Source organism: Halomonas sp. 3A7M, assembly GCF_014897875.1.
GTDB lineage: Bacteria > Pseudomonadota > Gammaproteobacteria > Pseudomonadales > Halomonadaceae > Vreelandella.
The window spans coordinates 36,415-55,950 of the sequence record NZ_JABUZD010000165.1; the positions used below are offsets into that span (position 1 = coordinate 36,415).

Annotated in this window: 16 protein-coding genes and 4 tRNA genes; 14 read left to right on the plus strand and 6 right to left on the minus strand. The window is 53.6% G+C overall.

The window, feature by feature from the left end; all coding sequences use genetic code 11:
• Positions 1-10: 10 nt before the first annotated feature.
• Positions 11-1,219 (plus strand): ABC transporter substrate-binding protein, encoded by a 1,209-nt coding sequence (locus tag INT19_RS15765; RefSeq protein ID WP_089040022.1) that lies wholly within the window; start codon positions 11-13, stop codon positions 1,217-1,219.
• 108 nt (positions 1,220-1,327) lie between these two features.
• On the opposite strand, the gene INT19_RS15770 is transcribed toward INT19_RS15765, so the two are convergent.
• From INT19_RS15770 to typA, 6 genes are all read right to left on the minus strand, one after another.
• Entirely contained in the window at positions 1,328-2,653 is a 1,326-nt protein-coding gene (locus INT19_RS15770) for an ABC transporter permease subunit (protein WP_193061464.1), read from the minus strand.
• Entirely contained in the window at positions 2,653-3,657 is a 1,005-nt protein-coding gene (locus tag INT19_RS15775; RefSeq protein WP_120385940.1) for a branched-chain amino acid ABC transporter permease, read from the minus strand. The genes INT19_RS15770 and INT19_RS15775 overlap by 1 nt, the downstream gene beginning before the upstream one ends.
• 16 nt (positions 3,658-3,673) lie before the next feature.
• Positions 3,674-4,402 carry an ABC transporter ATP-binding protein gene (locus INT19_RS15780; protein WP_193061465.1) on the minus strand — a complete coding sequence of 243 codons (729 nt, stop codon included), beginning with the start codon at positions 4,400-4,402 and terminating at the stop codon, positions 3,674-3,676.
• 85 nt (positions 4,403-4,487) lie between these two features.
• Complete coding sequence (locus tag INT19_RS15785) at positions 4,488-5,258, minus strand: ABC transporter ATP-binding protein (RefSeq protein WP_083000439.1); 771 nt, start codon at positions 5,256-5,258, stop codon at positions 4,488-4,490.
• 52 nt (positions 5,259-5,310) lie between these two features.
• The gene (locus INT19_RS15790) at positions 5,311-6,744 is read right to left on the minus strand and encodes a sodium-dependent transporter (RefSeq protein WP_193061466.1); all 1,434 of its coding nucleotides are present in this window, start codon (positions 6,742-6,744) and stop codon (positions 5,311-5,313) included.
• Between the two features lie 306 nt (positions 6,745-7,050).
• A complete protein-coding gene (gene typA / locus INT19_RS15795) occupies positions 7,051-8,877 on the minus strand; it encodes a translational GTPase TypA (RefSeq protein WP_193061467.1) in 1,827 nt (608 codons plus the stop codon).
• A gap of 163 nt (positions 8,878-9,040) precedes the next feature.
• Between typA and INT19_RS15800 the strand changes: the two genes are divergently transcribed.
• The 13 genes from INT19_RS15800 (at position 9,041) to rpoB (ending at position 19,530) form a co-directional block, all read left to right on the plus strand.
• On the plus strand, positions 9,041-10,024 hold the full coding sequence (locus INT19_RS15800; RefSeq protein WP_120385937.1) for a biotin--[acetyl-CoA-carboxylase] ligase: 984 nt from the start codon (positions 9,041-9,043) through the stop codon (positions 10,022-10,024).
• Positions 10,021-10,860, plus strand: coding sequence for a type III pantothenate kinase (locus INT19_RS15805; protein WP_089040016.1), 840 nt, complete (start codon positions 10,021-10,023; stop codon positions 10,858-10,860). The genes INT19_RS15800 and INT19_RS15805 overlap by 4 nt, the downstream gene beginning before the upstream one ends.
• A gap of 138 nt (positions 10,861-10,998) precedes the next feature.
• Positions 10,999-11,082, plus strand: a tRNA-Tyr gene (locus tag INT19_RS15810).
• Between the two features lie 105 nt (positions 11,083-11,187).
• Positions 11,188-11,261 (plus strand) — tRNA-Gly (locus tag INT19_RS15815).
• 14 nt (positions 11,262-11,275) lie between these two features.
• A tRNA-Thr gene (locus INT19_RS15820) sits at positions 11,276-11,350 on the plus strand.
• Between the two features lie 141 nt (positions 11,351-11,491).
• Positions 11,492-11,567 (plus strand) — tRNA-Trp (locus tag INT19_RS15825).
• Positions 11,568-11,640: 73 nt separating this feature from the next.
• On the plus strand, positions 11,641-12,024 hold the full coding sequence (secE, locus tag INT19_RS15830; RefSeq protein ID WP_125744928.1) for a preprotein translocase subunit SecE: 384 nt from the start codon (positions 11,641-11,643) through the stop codon (positions 12,022-12,024).
• 8 nt (positions 12,025-12,032) lie between these two features.
• The gene (gene nusG / locus INT19_RS15835; protein WP_089040014.1) at positions 12,033-12,566 is read left to right on the plus strand and encodes a transcription termination/antitermination protein NusG; all 534 of its coding nucleotides are present in this window, start codon (positions 12,033-12,035) and stop codon (positions 12,564-12,566) included.
• A 123-nt stretch (positions 12,567-12,689) separates the two neighbouring features.
• On the plus strand, positions 12,690-13,121 hold the full coding sequence (rplK, locus tag INT19_RS15840; protein ID WP_009098963.1) for a 50S ribosomal protein L11: 432 nt from the start codon (positions 12,690-12,692) through the stop codon (positions 13,119-13,121).
• Between the two features lie 2 nt (positions 13,122-13,123).
• Positions 13,124-13,816, plus strand: coding sequence for a 50S ribosomal protein L1 (gene rplA, locus INT19_RS15845; protein ID WP_030074217.1), 693 nt, complete (start codon positions 13,124-13,126; stop codon positions 13,814-13,816).
• A 298-nt stretch (positions 13,817-14,114) separates the two neighbouring features.
• Positions 14,115-14,618, plus strand: a complete 504-nt coding sequence (rplJ, locus tag INT19_RS15850; RefSeq protein WP_009723910.1) for a 50S ribosomal protein L10 — start codon at positions 14,115-14,117, stop codon at positions 14,616-14,618.
• Between the two features lie 112 nt (positions 14,619-14,730).
• Entirely contained in the window at positions 14,731-15,102 is a 372-nt protein-coding gene (gene rplL, locus INT19_RS15855; RefSeq protein ID WP_038480362.1) for a 50S ribosomal protein L7/L12, read from the plus strand.
• A 351-nt stretch (positions 15,103-15,453) separates the two neighbouring features.
• A complete protein-coding gene (gene rpoB, locus INT19_RS15860; RefSeq protein ID WP_089040013.1) occupies positions 15,454-19,530 on the plus strand; it encodes a DNA-directed RNA polymerase subunit beta in 4,077 nt (1,358 codons plus the stop codon).
• Positions 19,531-19,536 lie beyond the last annotated feature (6 nt).

Genomic DNA, 19,536 nt, shown 5'->3' on the forward strand with positions numbered 1-19,536 from the left:
GACCAATAATATGATTAATAAGCGCACATTAGCCACCGCCGTTGCGGCCTCATCACTCGCTTTAGCGGGCATGGCCCAGGCGGAGGTCAAAGTTGGCTTCTTGGGCGGCTTTACCGGGGGAATTGAAAGCCTGACGCCACCCATTTTTGCAGGTGCTCAGCTTGCCGTTGCGCAGATAAATGAGCAGGGCGGTATCTTGGGTGGGCAAACATTGGAAATGCCTTCCGGGGATACCACCTGCTCGGATGCATCGGCTGCGTCTAACGCCGCAGATCGTATGGTGAACTCTGAGCAAGTCACCGCGATTGTCGGCGCTTTATGTACTGGGGCGACGGTTGCCGCTGCTAATAACGCCGCGGTTCCCGGTGGTGTGTTGATGGTCTCACCTGCGTCAACGGCCCCCGCTGTCTCTGAGTTAGACGACAACGACTTAGTTTTCCGTACCGTGCCATCGGATGCCTTCCAGGGCGAAATGCTTGCTAAGCTACTGCTTGATAAAGGTATCGACTTTGTCGCGGTGACCTACGTTAACAACGACTATGGCCGTGGCTTATCGGATGCCTTCAGTGGCGCCTTTGAAGCGGGCGGTGGCGAAATAGCCGAAAACCTCGCACATGAAGATAACCGTGCCGACTATCGCTCTGAGCTTGGCTCGCTGTCTTCGAGTGGCGCAGACACGCTGGTCGTGCTGGCCTATGCCGATACCTCCGGCCAGACGGTACTGCGCCAAGCCTACGAAAGCGGCATGTTCACCCAGTATGTGGGCGCCGATGGCATGGTGGGGGATAGCTTAATAGAAGCGATTGGCGCAGACGTGCTAGACGGCATGATCGCCACACGGCCTGGTAGCCCTGATCTCCCCGGCACGGACATCTTTAATGAAGCGGCAACTGCGGCAGATATTGATCCTAGTGCCGTGTTTGCTGCCCAGGCTTATGACGCGGCTTTCCTAGTAGCGTTGGCTATTGAGCAAAATGGCAGTGCCGAGCGTGAAGGGCTTTCTGAAGCGCTACGCAGTGTTTCCAGTGCGCCAGGCGAAGTGATACTGCCGGGTGAGTGGGAAAAAGCGCTTGAGCTGATCGCAGCGGGTACCGAGATCAACTACGAAGGCGCCTCTGGCTCTCATGAATTTGATGAAAACGGCGACGTGCCTGGGGTTGTTGTGGAAATGGTGGTAGAAGACGGCTCGTTCACCGGCAAGGGCTTGGTTGACCTCTAGTCAAAATGACGTTCTTTAAGCAATAACCGAAACGCCCCAGGCGAGCCTGGGGCGTTTTTTTAGCACTGTAAGTTTTTAACACTGTGAGTTTTTAGCACTGTGAGGACGTTAACCGAGGGTTTTAATTTTCTCTGGCAACAGACCTTTCGGAGCAAAGCGTAGTACCAGGGTAATCAGCATACCGATTACTAGAACCCGCGCTTGCAGTGCCCGGCTATCCATATTGCTAGGCGCTTCCCAGCCGAAGGCGTTTTCCCCCAGCGTGACCGCTAGTTGCATTAAAAATAGCGCCAACGGCTCTGACATAATCCAAATGATATAAACCGCGACCGCCCCAAAAATGGTGCCAAGGTTATTACCTGGGCCACCTAAAATAACCATGACCAGCACCAGGAAGGTGTGGTTGAGAGGCAAGTAGCCTTGAGGATCAAACAGGCTGTTAAAGGTGCCCAGCATGCCGCCGCCAAGGCCCATCAAAATGCAGCCTAATACGAAAATCTCCAAGCGCCGCTTATTGATATTTTTACCCATGGCCGCTGACGAGACTTCGTTATCGCGAATCGCACGAATCATTCTTCCCCAGGGGGCGTGGTAAGCCCTATGGAGTAAAAAGAAAATCACTGCGATCACGACAGCTGTCACTGAGAGATAAATCGCTCGGGAAAGCGTAAAGCCGAGTTCCGCCGGGCCGGGGGTCGGCCAAGGAAGAGGTGATACCGTGGCCGTGCCACGCGTCAGCCAGTCGGAATTTTTCAAAAAAGCTTTGATGATTTCCGCGATACCCAGGGTGGCAATGGCGAGGTAGTCACTGCGTAGGCCAAGGCAAACGTGGCCAATAAAGTAGCCAACGCCGCCAGCCAGCGCGCCACCTACAATCCAGCCCACCCAGGCCGGCAAGCCAAATCCGCCAATAAAGCCCGCTTGAGACTGTATTTGGCTGGTCACTTCGCGCAGCAGGCTGATGACAATCAAATAGAGTACGATCCCGATCACGATGGCGAGCACGGTGCGTAGCTTTTTCGGCACGCCGAATCGGTCAAGCTTTGTCACTCCGACGACGATCAAGGTTGCCGCAATGCCATACAGCAGAACTTGGCCGAGTTCTCCCGGCAGTTCGGTACCCCAGAATGCGTCATTCACCGGGACGCTAAATAGCATGGCGCAGAAGCCGCCGAGCGCGACGAAGCCCATGACGCCAGCATTAAACTGCCCGGCATAGCCCCATTGAATCGTTAGGCCCAGGGCAAGAATGGCGTAACAAGCAGCCTCTACCAGCATACGCGTGCTGTAGGCCGCTCCCATTATCGCGTAGACCGCTAGCACGGCAGCTAATAGAGCGCCAAACAGCACCAGTTCGCGCAACGGAAAGCGCCGTTCAGGAGTGGCATCTTTGGGCGTGTAAGCAGGATTACGGTTTTTTGTGGAATGGCTCATTAGATCACCTTGCCTTTAAACAGGCCGGTAGGACGCCACACTAAGATGGCCACCAAAATAAAGAACGGCACCACAATTTTGTACTCAGTGCCTACAAAGGCGAGGTTGGAGGGGAGCTCTAGCCAGGTAGGTAGACTGTCGCGGAAAGGACGCAGGAGAACATTCCAATTAAATACTGCCAGGGTTTCTGCAAAGCCGACGACAAATCCTCCTGCAATGGCCCCGTAGGGGTGGCCTACGCCGCCGACAATGGCCGCCGCGAAAATAGGCAGTAGCAGGAAGAAACTTAGGTCAGGTTTAAACGTGACGTCTAATGACAACAGGGTGCCCGCAATTGCCGCCAGTGCGCCAGCAATCACCCAAGTGACGGCTACGATGGTGTTGGTATTAATGCCAGATGCCTGGGCAAGCTCGGGGTTGTCTGACATGGCGCGCATGGCTTTGCCAAGTCGCGAGCGATTGAGGAATAGGTGTAGGGCGACCACGGCCACTAGCGTAATCACAAACAGATAAATCTGTGGTTCGGTAATCACGATGGGAGCTCTAACTCCCTCGAAAGGCAGCGCGAGACGGAAGATTTCTTTGCGGTCGTCGACGTATAAGCTCTGACCGCCGGTGCCTGAGAATAGCCGGATAAGCCCTTGGAGCATAAGTGTCACGCCCAGCGAGCCAATCACCATCACGATAGGCTTGACGCCATGGGCGCGTAGCGGCTTATAAAACGCTTTATCAATGCCTACTGCCAGCGCTGCAGTAAGCAGCATCGCTAGCGGCAGCATGATGAGCGCCGTCGGCACCCCAATACTGGCGCCCACCGCTGGGAAGGCGGTCGTCAGGAGCAGCACCATGAAGGCACCAAACGTCATGATGTCGGCATGGGCAAAGTGGGCAAAGCGCATAATGCTAAAAATGAGCGTGACGCCAATGGCGCCAATGGCATAAATAGAGCCAGTGACGCTACCTGCAATCACCACGTTATTGATAAAAAAGACCAGTTCGTTCACGCGTTTCTCCCCCGGGCTAGCCGCCCAAAAAGCTTTTGGCGACGTCAGGGTCAGCCAGTAACGCAGCCCCCGTGTCTGTAAAGCGGTTTTGTCCCGCCGCCAGCACAAAGCCTTTATCGGCAATGGCTAAGGCCTGTTTAGCGTTCTGTTCCACCATCAAAATGCCCACGCCGGCAGCGTTAATTTTTTTAACCCGGTCAAAAATTTCATTCATGTAAAGGGGCGACAAGCCAGCGGTTGGCTCATCCAGCAGCAGCAGACTAGGTTCAGCCATTAGCGCACGACCCATGGCGACCATTTGGCGCTGGCCACCGGAAAGCTCTCCTGCAGGCTGGTGGCGCTTCTCAACGAGAGGGGGGAAGAAGTCGTAAACCTGCTCCAGCATGCGCCTTACGTTTTGCGGTTTTAGATAGGCGCCCATTTCCAGGTTTTCTTTCACCGTCAGGCTGGGGAAAACGTTTTTCTCCTGGGGGACAAACCCCATGCCACGCTCAACCAACTGATTCGGCGGCAGGTTATGGATCGGCTGCCCGTTAAGCAAAATCTCGCCTTGATTAACGTTCAGCAGCCCAAATACTGCTTTTAGCATAGTGGATTTGCCAGCCCCGTTAGGGCCAACAATGACACCGACTTCATCGGCATACAGGGTCATATTGACCCCGTTAAGGATATTCATACTGCCATAGCCGCCGTGCACATCGCGTGCCTCGAGCAGTGGCTGTGGGGATGACGGTGTGGATGACATAAACGCGTCTCAGCTGGGCCGCACTGCGGTGAACAATGGCGACCATGTTGTTGTGGCTATTGTTTAGGTGACAAACTCAGCGCTATCAAGCGGCATCAGTACCGAAATAGGCTTCTATAACGGCCGGATTGTTTTGTATTTCTTCAATTGAACCCTCAACCATAACGCTGCCTTGTGCCAGTACAATCACTGGATCGCAGAGCCGCGAAATCATATCCATATCGTGCTCAATCACCAGAAAGGTATAGCCCATTTCGCGATTTAAACGTTCGATGTTGCCCATTAAGTCGCCGAGTAGCGTGCGGTTTACACCGGCGGCAATTTCGTCTAACAGCACGACTTTGGCATCGGTCATCATCGTGCGGCCAAGCTCTAGCAGTTTTTTCTGACCACCCGATAAGTTGCCCGCAAGCTCGTTACGTACATGATGCAAGCCAACAAACTCAATGACTTCCAGTGCGCGGCGGCGTACCTCTGCCTCCTGGCTGCGGACCAGAGCAGGCTTGAACCAGGTGTTGAATAGACGTTCCCCTGCTTGGTTGGGTGGCACCATCATCAAGTTTTCCAGCGCGCTCATTTGGCTGAACTCATGGGCGATTTGGAAGGTGCGCAGTAACCCTTTGTGGAAACGTTGATCAGCGCTTAGCGACGTAATGTCTTCACCGTCCAGCAGAATGCGGCCACTATCTGGCGTAAGTGCGCCCGCAATTAAATTGAAAAGCGTCGACTTACCTGCCCCATTGGGGCCGATCATGCCGGTAATCGAACCCTTTTCAACCCGGATTGAGCAGTCATTGATAACGTGCAGCCCGCCGAAGGCTTTGTTGACGTGTTGTACCTCAATAAGGGGAGTCATCGTGTCCTCGCGCCGCAGGCGACCTTTGTCCACCCGCGTTATTAGAATTATATTAAGCAGACTTACGCAGTCGCTGACTCAAGGCAAATATACCCACAATGAGCAGTGCGCCGAGGGTTGGGACAACGTAGCCTTCCACCTGTGGAATAGTGCGTAAAAATACAAACGACACCGCAGCAGGGCCAACAAAGCGCACCAGGAAGCGCCAGGTTTTAAACCAAGTGATGTTGGTGCCAAGCTCTTTCATGACTTCGTTTTGAGTCAGTGCCCAGCCCGCGAATAGAGCGATCATTAGCCCGCCCAGCGGCATAAAGATATTGGTCAACAGCTCAATGAATTCAAAAGCGCTGCGTCCAAATAGAGCGTGGAAAAGCGTCCCTTCGGCCCATATATTGAAGCTCACCACTGTCAGTAAGCCCATCGCCCAAGCCGCGACGACCATGATGGTGACTGCCTGAGGGCGCGTCATATCAAAACGCTCAACCAGGAAGGCAGCGACCGGCTCTATCAATGAAATAGACGAGCTAATCGCGGCTCCTAGCACCAGAATAAAAAAGACCCCGCCCACCAGAGCACCAAACGGCATGTCAGCAAATGCTAGCGGCAGAGTGACAAACATCAGTCCCGGGCCTTGGCCGGTTTCGAGTTCCGCACCAAATACCAGCGAGAAAATTGCTAGCCCTGCCACCATGGCAACTGCAGTATCTACAAATGCCACGGCGATAGCGGTACGGGTTAGAGAGGCTTCGCTGGACATATAAGCGCCGTAGGCCATGATGGCCCCCATTCCAAGGCTCAGGGTGAAGAAGGATTGCCCCATCGCTTGTAACCAGCCTTCTAAGCTGAGATCGGCAATATTGAACGTAAACAGAAAGCTGGCTGCCGCTCTCACGTCACCATTGATGACGCCGTAGATAAGCACCACGATGAGAATAACAAACAGCGCTGGCATCATGATGCGCAGCCCTGACTCTATCCCTTTATGAATCCCCATGCCGACAATTAATGCCGAGAAGGCGATAAACAGCGTGTGATAAAGCGTCATCAGACCCGGAGACGCCAGCAACGCATCAAAGCCAGCGCTAATCGTTGCTGCATCGGCACCCACGAGTGAGCCGGTTAGCATCAGCCACGTGTAGTGCAGTGCCCAGCCAGCGATGACGGAATAAAAGCTTAAAATTAAAAAAGCGGAAGCAGCGCCCAGCCAGCCAATCGATTCCCAGGCACGGGAGGTCTTGTGTGTTTTAGTTAAATGGCGCATCCCCATAATAGGGCTTTGACGACTGGTACGGCCAAGCATTGTTTCGGCAATTAAAATGGGGATGCCGACAGCAAAGATGGTCAGTGCATAAATTAAAATAAACGCGCCGCCACCATTTTCACCGGTGAGATAGGGGAAGCGCCAGAGATTGCCCAAGCCGACGGCTGAACCTACCGCCGCCAGCAAAAACGTGCCTTTGTGAGTCCAGACGTTATGACCGCTCATGTGGAGGAGTGTCCGTGTGGTAGTGGAAGGATGAGGGTAACTATCCAAACACTTGTATGAATTGTAGATTGCCAGCGGCCTAGGGACGCACTGATAGTAGCGTTACTGTGCGATAGAACGCTTACGCTTACCAGCCTACTAGCGTTAAGGCTGCGTTTACGAAGCCACTTGGCGCAGGGGGCGGGGCGTGTGGGGTAATACGGAGACGGGAAATGAGCGAGGGGTGATCGTTAGCCGAAGCTAAAAAAGAAGCCCGCACATGGCGGGCTTTGGGGTACTTACTATCGAGCATGGACTGGTGAGAGCTTACTTCTTGCTAGCACGCTTGCGCTCGTTTTCGGTCAGGTGCTTCTTGCGTAGACGAATATGGCTGGGAGTAACTTCAACCAGTTCATCGGAATCCAAGAATTCGATAGCCTGCTCAAGAGTAAACTTGATCGGCGGCGTCAACACGATGTTTTCATCGTTACCCGTTGAGCGCATGTTATCGAGTTTCTTACCTTTGGTCGGGTTAACGACCATGTCATTGGCACGATTATTAATACCAATCAGCATACCTTCGTATACTTCAGTGGCGTGATCGATAATCAGCTTGCCGCGCTCTTGCAGGGCGTAGAGTGCATAAGCAAGGGCTTTGCCGCCAACCATTGAGACCAGTACGCCATTGCGACGCTCGATGGAAGCATCGGGCTTTAGCGGGCCGTAGTGATCAAAGCGGCTGGTCAGGATGCCGGTGCCGGAGGTCAAGGTTAAGAATTGACCACGGAAACCAATCAAACCGCGCGCCGGGATGATGAAGTCGAGACGCACACGGCCCTTACCATCGGGGTTCATATTGGTCATTTCACCCTTGCGGTAGCCAAGCTCTTCCATGATCGAGCCTTGATGCTGCTCTTCACAGTCGATGATGACTTCTTCGTAGGGCTCTTGCTTAACGCCGTCGATCTCTTTAATGATGACTTCTGGGCGGCCAACCGCCAGCTCGAAGCCTTCGCGACGCATGGTTTCAATCAACACTGATAAGTGAAGCTCACCACGGCCAGAAACCTTGAACTTCTCAGGGGTTTCGCCCTGCTCAACGCGTAGCGCCACGTTGTGGATAAGCTCTTGTTCCAGGCGATCTTTAATATTACGGCTGGTGACGAACTTACCTTCTTTTCCGGCGAACGGTGAGTCATTGACCTGGAACGTCATCGAAACGGTCGGCTCGTCAACAGACAGCGGCGGCAGCGCTTCAACGGCGCTCGGATCGCACAGCGTGTCAGAAATTGATAGATCTTCAATGCCAGTAACGCAGACGATATCACCTGCTGTCGCTTCCGTTGTCTGGACGCGCTCAAGACCCATATGAGTCATGACCTGGCCGATCTTACCCTTACGGGTAGAGCCATCAACGCTGATGACCGAGATTTGCTGGTTAGGCTTCACCGAGCCACGCTTGATGCGGCCAAGGCCGATAACGCCAACGTAGCTGTTGTAATCCAGTGCGGAGATTTGCATCTGGAATGGACCATCGATTTCAACCGCGGGCGGCTCAACGATATCGACAATCGCCTGGAACATGGGATCCATGTTGTCGGCCAGCTCTTCAGGGTCCATGCCAGCAATGCCGTTTAGCGCCGAGCAGTAGATAATCGGGAAGTCGAGCTGGTCATCAGAAGCCCCTAGGTTGTCAAACAGATCAAAGATCTGGTCGATAACCCAGTCCGGGCGTGCGCCAGGGCGGTCAATTTTATTGACGACGACGATCGGCTTCAGACCCTGGGCAAATGCTTTCTGGGTAACGAAGCGAGTCTGCGGCATAGGGCCGTCAACCGCGTCTACCAGAAGCAGTACCGAGTCCACCATGGACATAACCCGCTCAACTTCGCCACCAAAGTCGGCGTGTCCAGGGGTGTCCACGATGTTGATGTGGTAATCCTTACCATTGCCATCTTGCCACTGAATAGCAGTGTTTTTGGCCAGGATGGTAATACCGCGCTCTTTTTCCTGGTCATTGGAGTCCATGATGCGCTCTTGGCCTTCGGCCTTGCGGTCGAGCGTTCCGGACTGGCTTAACAGCTTGTCTACCAAGGTAGTTTTACCGTGGTCAACGTGGGCGATGATGGCAATGTTGCGAAGATTCTCGATCACGACGCGATCCTGCTAGAAAAATAGGGCGGCATTATAGGGTCTGGGCGCGGTCCACTACCAGTGCTGTCTTAAATAAAGGTGCAAGTCAATAACCTAAACATGGCAGTTTTCGCTCCAGCGGTGCTTCCGTTAAGATAGGCGTTTTCCCAGTTGGGGCAAGCACATGACCATCGGTAACCTGATGCGTTTGTTGAGCGATGGCGAGGTTCATTCCGGTGAACAATTAGGTGAAGCGCTGGGCGTTTCTCGAGCCGCCGTATGGAAACAACTAAAAAAGTTAGACGCACTGGGCGTTGAATTGGTGGCTGTGAAAGGTCGAGGGTATCGACTTGCCTATCCGCTAGAGCCGCTTGATGGGGCAAAAATTGTAGAGCGTTTGCCCGCTAGTGCTCGCCACCTCTTAACCAGACTATTCATTGAAGACCAGTTGCCATCGAGCAATGAATATGTGCGCGAACGCTTTGCGCAGGGGGCCGGGCACGGTGAGGTATGCTTCGCTGAGCTACAAACCGCAGGTCGTGGCCGTCGCGGGCGCGTATGGTCTACGCCTTGGGGGCAAAGCTTGATGCTCTCGCTTGGCTGGCGTTTTGAATCAGGAGTTAATGCGCTGGAGGGGTTGAGTCTTGCGGTTGGCGTGGTGGTTGCGCAAGTGCTGGAGCAGTATGGGGTTTCACCAAAATTAAAATGGCCTAACGATATACTGCTGGCAGAGAAAGGTAGTGAGCTTGGCAAGCTGGCCGGTATTTTGATTGAAGTCACTGGGGATGCAGCGGGCCCATGTGAAGTGGTCATTGGCATTGGTATGAATCTATCGCTACCCGATAGCTTGCGTGCCGCTATTGATCAGCCTGTGGCAGCGCTGTTTGATGCAAAAGCGGGTATTTCGCGCAATCAGTTAGCCGCGGATATGGTGTCTGAGCTATTGGATATGCTGGCAGGTTTCGAAAGCGAAGGGTTTGCCCCTTGGCGAGATGAATGGAATAGTCGCCATGCCTATGCAGGGTTGCCGATCCGTATTATTCAGGGTGAGCGCTCAAGTGATGCAGTGGCTAGAGAGGTAGATGAGAGTGGTAATCTTTGGGTTACCGAAAATGATCACTCGCGACGCCTGTCCGGCGGTGAGATCAGTGTACGCAGGCGCCTATGATTTTGGATTTGGATATCGGCAATACGCTATCGAAATGGCGTTTAAAAGATGCCGAAAGTAGTGAAATACGTTCACGAGGTGCTGTGTGGACACGGGAGGAGTGGCGGCCTGGGTCAGATATTCCGAATCTTGATGTCGTCGAGGCGGTGCGCATTTCCAGTGTCGCTAGAGCTGCCGTGCTGGAGGAGACCGTTGCCTTGCTGCGTCGCCAAGTGCGCCAAGTGTATGTTGCACGCTCAACTCCTGAAGCACTGGGTGTTGTCAACGGGTATGAAGAGCCTGGGCGACTGGGCGTCGATCGTTGGATGGGGGCGCTGGCAGGCTACCAATTGGCGGGCGGTTGCTGTGCAGTCGATTGTGGTAGTGCGATCACCATTGATTTTGTATTGCCGGGTGGTGTCCATCTCGGCGGATTTATCGTCCCCGGGTTACGATTAATGAAAGAGAGCCTTAAATTAGGCACCCGCAACGTAGCCATTGATCCAGAAAGTGAAGCTGATGCGTTATTGGAGCCGGGGAGGCGCACGGTAGATGCTGTCAATCACGGTATCTATATGGCGGCGGTCAGTGCGATTAATAGAATTTACAGTGAAGTCTGCGATCAGCAGGGGATTGCATTGCCAGTGCTGTTGACGGGTGGTGATGCCAGAGTGGTTTCCCGTGGTGTTCAAGTGCCCCATGCGGTATGGCCGGATATGGTCTACGGTGGGCTGGAAGCCTGCTTTCCGCTGACCTTTGCGGAGCGTGCTGGAAAAATGTCAGGCGCACCAGGGGTGCCTGAGCCTGTTTCGTTAGAAAAAATTCGCGCAGGTCTTGCATTCTCAATGCTGCTTTGACAGAATGCAGCGCGTTCCAAGGCATAAGCCACTTTAAATATTAGTGCGCAAGTGTTGGTAAGTTCACAAGCTTTGATAAATAAAGAGTTTGTAAGCTTGACATGGCTTTGGAGGCTGGCATAATGTGCCGCCACAGCTGGAGAGGTTCCCGAGTGGCCAAAGGGAGCAGACTGTAAATCTGCCGCGAAAGCTTCGAAGGTTCGAATCCTTCCCTCTCCACCAGTTTTATCGAGCAGTGACTGAGTCGTTGCTTGGGAATGAAAGGCCGGTAAGCGGGCTTAGCTACTGTATCTCGTGCAACGGGTTGTCATTCCATAGGCAAGTTCGGCGGGCGTAGTTCAATGGTAGAACCTCAGCCTTCCAAGCTGATGGTGCGGGTTCGATTCCCGCCGCCCGCTCCAGTTTGATGTATTTAGCTCATGTAGCTCAGGGGTAGAGCACACCCTTGGTAAGGGTGAGGTCGACGGTTCAATTCCGTCCATGAGCTCCATATTGCATAAAAGCGAGCCAAGCTCGCTTTTTTTGTTTTCACTTGTCAGTTTGATAAGTGTTGAGGGTTGTCAGGCGGAAAGTTATCCGCTATTATGGCGCCCGCTGTTGCGTAGGCATTTGTTTGCGCACATGACGATACAGGCCAGTAGCTCAATTGGCAGAGCAGCGGTCTCCAAAACCGCAGGTTGGGGGTTCGATTCCCTCCTGGCCTGCCAGCCTTCCCCAGGTTGGTATGTCTTTTTCTAGAATTCCTTTGTCGCTCGCTGCACCCTTGGGAGTCTCGTTTTTATGAAGCCTAGTTCCGTAAAACATGGCGAAGAGGTGCAACAGTCGCGCCATGACGGGCTCAAGTGGGCGGCGGTTGTGGCGCTGCTTGTTGTTGCAGTTGTTGGTAATACCTATTTCGCTGATATTGGCCTGCTCTACCGCGTATTAGGTGTGGTGGTGTTGTGTGTGATTGCGGGTTTGATCGCGCTGACCACTGCTAAAGGTCGCGATTTAGTAGAGCTTGCCGTCAGCGCCAAGAAAGAGATACAGCGCGTTGTATGGCCGACTCGCCCCGAAACCATTCAGACCACAGCCATTGTGCTGGCGGCTGTTGTGGTGGTGGGTTTGATGCTGTGGTTGATTGATACTCTTCTTGGCTGGGCGATGTCCGGCGTCATTGGTTAGGAGCTTTCATGTCCAAACGTTGGTATGTCGTCCACGCTTATTCCGGCTTTGAAAAGCATGTCATGCGTTCGCTTATCGAGCGCGTGAAAATGTATGGCATGGAAGATCGCTTTGGCGAAATTCTCGTGCCGACGGAAGAAGTCGTTGAAGTGCGTGACGGAAAGCGCCGTAAGAGTGAGCGCAAATTCTATCCAGGCTACGTGCTGGTCGAGATGGAAATGGCCGATGAAACCTGGCATCTCGTCAATGAAACTCCGCGTGTAATGGGGTTTATTGGTGGCACGAAAGAGAAGCCTGCACCTATTACTTCGCGTGAAGCCGATGCTATTTTGCGTCGCGTGAAAGACGGTACTGATAAGCCGCGGCCCAAAACCATGTTTGAGCCGGGTCAGTCGGTTCGCGTTATTGATGGTCCGTTTGCTGACTTTAACGGCGTCGTTGAAGAAGTGAACTATGACAAGAGCCGTTTGCAGGTCAGCGTGCTGATCTTCGGGCGGGCAACGCCTGTGGAACTTGAGTTCTCTCAGGTAGAGAAAGAGTGAGTTTAATTAAGTAGCGGGATGGTGTGCATTGCACGCCATCCTTGCATTATGTGAAGCAGCTAAGCGCTGCTTTATGTGTACCGGGGAGCCGTAAGGCGCTATCACCCAACTGGAGTATTTAGCATGGCCAAGAAAGTACAGGCTTATATCAAGCTGCAGGTTGCTGCAGGTAAAGCCAATCCTAGTCCGCCCGTCGGCCCCGCGCTGGGTCAGCACGGCGTGAACATCATGGAATTCTGTAAGGCGTTCAACGCGGCTACTCAAGAAATTGAGCCAGGTCTGCCGACGCCTGTCGTGATCACCGTTTACTCTGACCGTAGCTTCACGTTCGTCACCAAGACGCCGCCTGCTGCCGTACTGCTGAAAAAAGCAGCGGGCATCAAGTCTGGTTCTGGTGAGCCGAACAAGAAGAAAGTTGGTACCGTTACGCGTGAACAGCTCGAAGAGATCGCTAAGACCAAAGAGCCCGATATGACGGCTTCTGATCTCGATGCCGCGGTGCGCACCATCGCTGGCAGCGCTCGTAGCATGGGCCTAAACGTGGAGGGTCTCTGATCATGGCTAAACTAACTAAGCGCGCGAAAGTTATTCGCGAGAAAGTAGACCCGAACAAAGCTTACTCTCTTGAAGAAGCGGTTGCGCTGCTCGCTGAGCTGTCCACCGTTAAATTCAAAGAGTCCTTGGATGTGGCGATCAATCTTGGTGTTGATCCGCGTAAATCTGACCAAGTTGTACGTGGCGCTACTGTCATGCCTAACGGTACTGGCAAAGACGTACGCGTAGCGGTCTTCACCCAGGGTGCTAACGCCGATGCTGCTAAAGAAGCAGGCGCTGACATCGTAGGTATGGAAGATTTGGCTGAGCAAGTCAAAAAAGGCGTGATGGATTTTGACGTCGTGATTGCCTCTCCCGATGCTATGCGTGTTGTCGGTCAGCTGGGTCAGATTCTTGGTCCGCGCGGCCTGATGCCTAACCCGAAAGTTGGTACCGTTACACCTGACGTTGCCACTGCGGTTAAAAATGCTAAGGCAGGCCAGGTGCGTTTCCGTACCGACAAAAATGGCATTATCCACACAACGTTGGGTAAAGCTGATTTTGAAGCATCCGCTGTTCTGGGTAACCTGGAAGCGCTGGTTGCTGACCTTAAGAGGCTCAAGCCGAGCTCTTCTAAAGGTATCTACTTTAAGAAAGTCACCCTGTCCACTACCATGGGCCCAGGCTTGACTATCGACCACTCTGCGTTGGTATAAGCAGGTAGTCGTAAGATTTTTGTAAGAACCGAGCAAGAACTTTGCGGTCCCCTGTTAATGCGTAAGCCAGGCAGGGCATCGTCAAAGACCGCAGGTGCCGCATCTTTTAGAGGTGCGGCTTAATCGCCCTTAAAGCGCCTGCGCAGATGGTGTGGCCGCCAGTTGGTTGAGGTTTTTAGCCAAACCGCTTTCTGGTGAGCACCATCCCCCAAGGCTTCCAGCGTTATTTATTTATCGTCTGGAAGAGATGGTAACCACCGGAGCCTGTTGTGGGTTCCGGCACGAAGGAGTGATCACTGTGCCACTAGCACTTGAAGGCAAGAAAGCGATTGTTGCCGAGGTCAGTGAAGCGGCCAAGGGCGCACTCTCCGTCGTAGTTGCCGATTCTCGCGGCGTTACAGTCGGTAAAATGACCGACCTGCGTAAGCAAGCGCGTGAGAATGGCGTCCAGCTGCGTGTTGTTCGCAACACTCTGGCACGCCGCGCCCTCGAAGGTACTCAGTGGGAGTGCCTGAACGAGAGCTTTGTTGGTCCTACTCTGCTGGCTTTCTCTACTGAGCACCCGGGCGCTGCCGCTCGTTTGTTCAAAGAGTTCGCGAAGCAAGATCAGAACTTCGAAGTGAAGGCGCTGGCCTACGAAGGTGAGCTGATTCCGGCTGCTGACATCGATCGTCTGGCAACCCTACCGACTTACGACGAAGCAATTGCCAAGTTGATGTCGGTAATGAAAGAAGCCTCCGCTGGCAAGCTGGTTCGTACTCTGGCCGCTCTGCGCGACCAGAAGCAAGAAGAAGCTGCATAAGCAGGCCTTTTTGCAAGCAGTCTGCGCTGCATAAGCAGGGCGCTGCTTGAACCATGCAATGAATCCTGAGCACTCGGTAGACCGAGGCTCCCGCAAAGTTAGGAATGAGACAATGGCACTGACCAAAGACGATATCATCAATGCTGTAGCCGACATGTCCGTAATGGAAGTTGTCGAGCTGATCGAAGCAATGGAAGAGAAATTCGGCGTTTCTGCTGCAGCAGCCGTAATGGCTGGTCCGGCTGGCGGCGGCGAAGCAGCTGCTGAAGAACAGACTGAATTTGATCTGGTACTGACCTCTGCTGGTGACAAGAAAGTTAACGTCATCAAAGCAGTTCGTGAAATCACTGGTCTTGGCCTGAAAGAAGCCAAAGGTGCAGTTGATGGCGCGCCGGCTACCATCAAAGAAGCAATGTCTAAAGAAGACGCTGAAGCAGCTAAAACCAAGCTGGAAGAAGCGGGCGCAAGCGTCGAGCTCAAGTAATTCTTGTGCTGACGGCTTTACGCGCTGCGTAAGCTTCCACGGCTGGCGGCGGGCTTATCCCGCTGCCGGCCTTTTTCTGTTGTATCATGTTGCTCGGCAGCATTACAGCAGGAAGGCTGCGGTAAGAAGCAGCAAAACAGTAAGACCGTTGTTGTGAAGCGTAAGTTGTGAAGCGTAAGTTGTGAAGCGCGAGTGATAACGAAGCGCTAGCAGCACTACTGTAACACTGTTATCTATCAAGATTTTTGACGGCGAGCTACCGATTTAGGAGCTTGCTGTCTGCGTCTGAAACGCCCGCGGGGCAGATGACCACGCATCGGTCACCCATGGTGAACAAGCTGGGGAATACAGATGGCTTACTCATATACTGAGAAAAAACGCATCCGCAAGGATTTCGGCAAACTGCCCCAAGTGATGGATGTGCCTTACTTGCTGGCCATCCAGCTTGATTCCTACTACGACTTTCTCCAGCAGGATCGTTCGCCCGACGAGCGCCACGAGATTGGTCTGCACGCGGCGTTTAAGTCCGTGTTTCCGATTGAAAGCTTCTCTGGGAATGCGGCGCTGGAGTATGTCAGCTACCGTTTCGGCACGCCGGCGTTCGATGTAAAGGAGTGTCAGCTGCGTGGCGTGACCTATTCCGCCCCGCTGCGTGTCAAGGTTCGCTTGATCATCTATGATCGCGACTCCTCGAACAAGGCAATCAAGGATATTAAAGAGCAGGAAGTCTACATGGGGGAAATCCCCCTGATGACCGAGAATGGTACCTTTGTCATCAATGGTACTGAGCGGGTTATCGTTTCTCAGCTCCACCGTTCGCCCGGTGTGTTCTTCGATCACGATAAAGGCAAGAGTCACTCCTCTGGTAAACTGCTCTATTCTGCCCGAGTGATTCCTTATCGTGGTTCCTGGCTGGACTTCGAGTTCGATCCTAAAGACAACGTCTTTGTACGTATTGACCGTCGCCGGAAACTACCAGCGTCGGTGTTGATGCGTGCCCTGGGAATGAGCACTGAAGAGATCCTTGAAGAGTTTTTCGAGACCAGCAAGTTTAGCATTGAAAAAACTGGCTTCTTCGTAGAGCTGGTACCGTCACGCCTGCGCGGTGAAACCGCGACTTTCGACATTAAAGATGGCGAAGGTAATGTCATTGTTGAAGAAGGGCGCCGTATTACCCAGAAGCACATCCGTCAGCTTGAAAAAGCCGGCCTGGAGCGTCTGGAAATACCGATGGAGTACCTGTTTGGTAAAACGTTGGCCAAAGATCAGATCGATACTAAAACTGGCGAGCTGATCTGTCCGTGTAATACCGAAATTACGCCAGAAGTGCTTGAGCGTATGGCGCAGGGTGGCATCACCCACATCGAAACGCTCTACACCAACGACCTGGACTGTGGTTCGTTTATTTCCGATACGCTTAAGCTGGATGCCACCGGCTCCGCGCTTGAAGCGTTGGTCGAAATTTATCGCATGATGCGCCCTGGTGAGCCGCCCACCAAAGAAGCTGCTGAGACGCTGTTTAATAACTTGTTCTTCAGCGAAGATCGCTACGACCTGTCAGGCGTCGGTCGTATGAAGTTCAACCGCCGCCTGCGTCGTGATACCGACACGGGCTCTGGTGTACTGGATCGCAAAGACATCCTTGATGTTCTGCGCGAGCTGATCAATATCCGTAACGGCTTTGGCGACGTTGACGATATCGATCACCTGGGTAACCGCCGTATTCGCTGTGTTGGCGAAATGGCTGAAAACCAGTTCCGCGTTGGCTTGGTTCGCGTAGAGCGTGCAGTGAAAGAGCGTCTTTCCATGGCGGAAAGCGAAGGCCTGATGCCGCAAGATCTGATCAACGCTAAGCCGGTAGCGGCAGCGGTGAAAGAGTTCTTCGGTTCTAGCCAGCTGTCCCAGTTTATGGATCAGAACAACCCGCTTTCTGAGGTTACTCACAAGCGTCGTGTGTCTGCACTCGGCCCAGGTGGTTTGACCCGTGAGCGCGCCGGTTTCGAAGTGCGCGACGTACACGCTACGCACTACGGTCGCTTGTGTCCGATCGAAACGCCGGAAGGCCCGAACATCGGTCTGATCAACTCGTTGGCGACGTACAGTCACACCAACAGCTACGGCTTCCTCGAAACGCCGTACCGCAAGGTCAACTCCTGTCAAGTGACGGACGATATCGTTCACCTGTCGGCGATCGAAGAGGGTGATTTCGTTATTGCCCAGGCGTCTGCCGCTGTGGATGAGTCCAACAGGCTGAGTGACGACTTGGTTCAGGTGCGTCATCGTGGTGAAACCACGTTTATGCGTCCTGAGCAGGTCACCTTGATGGACGTGTCTCCGCGCCAGGTTGTTTCGGTCGCGGCCGCACTGATTCCGTTCCTGGAGCACGATGATGCTAACCGTGCCTTGATGGGTGCGAACATGCAGCGTCAGGCGGTACCCACCTTGCGCGCTGACAAGCCGCTAGTAGGTACTGGCATGGAGCGTTTCGTTGCGCGCGACTCCGGTGTTTGTGCCGTGGCACGTCGTGGTGGTGTGATCGACTCCGTTGACGCACGTCGTGTCGTGGTACGGGTGCATGAAGATGAGATTATCGGCGGTGAAGCCGGTGTTGATATCTACAACCTGACCAAGTACACCCGTTCAAACCAGAACACCTGTATGAACCAGCGCCCCATTGTGCGGCCTGGCGACAGTGTGGCCCGTGGCGATATCCTTGCCGACGGCCCGTCTGTTGATATGGGTGATTTGGCGCTAGGCCAGAACATGCGCATCGCGTTCATGCCCTGGAATGGTTACAACTTCGAGGACTCTATCCTGCTGTCTGAGCGGGTGGTTCAAGAAGACCGCTTTACCACGATTCATATTCAGGAACTGACCTGTGTATCTCGCGATACCAAGTTAGGGCCGGAAGAGATCACCGCCGATATTCCCAACGTTGGTGAGTCCGCGCTGGGTAAATTGGACGAAGCAGGTGTTGTTTACATCGGTGCTGAAGTTGGCCCCGGCGATATTCTGGTCGGTAAGGTAACACCGAAAGGTGAAACCCAGCTGACGCCGGAAGAGAAGCTGCTACGCGCTATCTTCGGTGAGAAAGCATCTGACGTTAAAGATACCTCGCTGCGTGCGCCGACCGGCATGAAGGGTACTGTCATCGACGTCCAGGTATTTACCCGTGACGGCGTTGAAAAAGACTCTCGTGCACTTGCTATCGAACAGATGCAGCTGGACGAAGTGCGTAAAGATCTTCAGGAAACCTATCGTATTGCTGAAGACGCTACTTTTGAGCGTCTGCAGCGTACGTTGGAAGGCCAGGCTGTTAATGGCGGCCCGAACCTGAAGAAAGGCGATGTGCTTGATGAGGCTTACCTCGACGAGCTACCGCGTCAGCAGTGGTTCAAGCTGCGCATGCAGGATGAGGCTTACAACGAACTGTTGGCCCAGGCCGATGAGCAGCTCGAAAACCGTCGTAAAGAGATGGACGAGCGCTTTGAAGATAAGAAGCGCAAGCTGACCCAGGGCGATGACCTCGCACCGGGTGTGCTTAAAATCGTCAAGGTTTACATGGCGGTTAAGCGTCGCATTCAGCCTGGCGACAAGATGGCAGGCCGTCACGGTAACAAAGGTGTTATCTCGGCGATCATGCCCATCGAAGATATGCCGTTCGATGAGAAGGGCGAGCCGGTTGATGTGGTGTTGAACCCGCTGGGTGTACCGTCGCGGATGAACGTTGGTCAGATCCTGGAAACGCACTTGGGTATGGCTGCCCGTGGTTTGGGTGTCAAAATCGACGCGATGTTACGTGATGCCCGTGGTCAGCAAGTTGCTGAAATTCGCGACTTCCTGGGCCAGATATATAACACGCCGGGAACCCGTGTTGAGGATATCGATTCGTTAAGCGATGAAGAAATCATTGCGCTAGCGAAAAACCTCAAAGGCGGTGTGCCTATGGCAACGCCGGTGTTCGATGGTGCTAAAGAGCACGAGATCAAACACCTGCTGAAGCTTGCTGACATTCCTGAGTCTGGCCAGATGACGCTGTACGATGGCCGTACTGGCGATGCGTTTGACCGCTCGGTGACCGTTGGCTACATGTATATGCTCAAGCTGAACCACTTGGTAGACGACAAGATGCACGCGCGCTCTACCGGTTCTTACTCGCTAGTGACTCAGCAGCCGCTGGGTGGTAAGGCGCAGTTCGGTGGTCAGCGCTTTGGTGAGATGGAAGTGTGGGCGCTGGAAGCTTACGGTGCCGCGTATACGCTGCAAGAGATGCTCACCGTCAAGTCGGACGACGTCGAAGGCCGCACCAAGATGTATAAAAACATCGTGGATGGCGACCACACCATGCAGGCAGGCATGCCGGAATCCTTCAACGTACTCGTGAAGGAAATCCGCTCGCTGGGCATCGATATCGAGTTAGAGAGCTAGGAGCCG